At 62.8% G+C, this 274-nt stretch carries 1 pseudogene; it reads right to left on the minus strand.

The features are described 5' to 3' along the window. Window positions 1–274, minus strand: a pseudogene (locus tag CUZ56_RS15010) (cytochrome P450); the annotation flags it as partial.

Below are 274 nucleotides of genomic sequence, written 5' to 3' on the forward strand. Positions count from 1 at the left end.
CAGCGGGAGGGCGAGATCGCTGATGATATCGGCGGAACCCTGGTCCTCGATGACATCGATCAGATCACGGATCTGCGTGACAACGCGGCCGCGCAACTCGTCGATGTGCCGAGGGGTGAAAACGTCAGCGACCAGCCGACGCAGCCGGTGGTGGTCAGGCGGGTTGCGGAACAGCATGGTGCGCCGGAATCGATGCATAGCCTGACGTTGCAACTCTTCGGGAATCTCCGACAAGCCGAATCCCAGCGACTCGTCGGCCTTGCCGAGGCTACGG

It is taken from the genome of Saezia sanguinis (assembly GCF_003991585.1).
In the GTDB taxonomy this organism is placed as follows: domain Bacteria; phylum Pseudomonadota; class Gammaproteobacteria; order Burkholderiales; family Burkholderiaceae_C; genus Saezia; species Saezia sanguinis.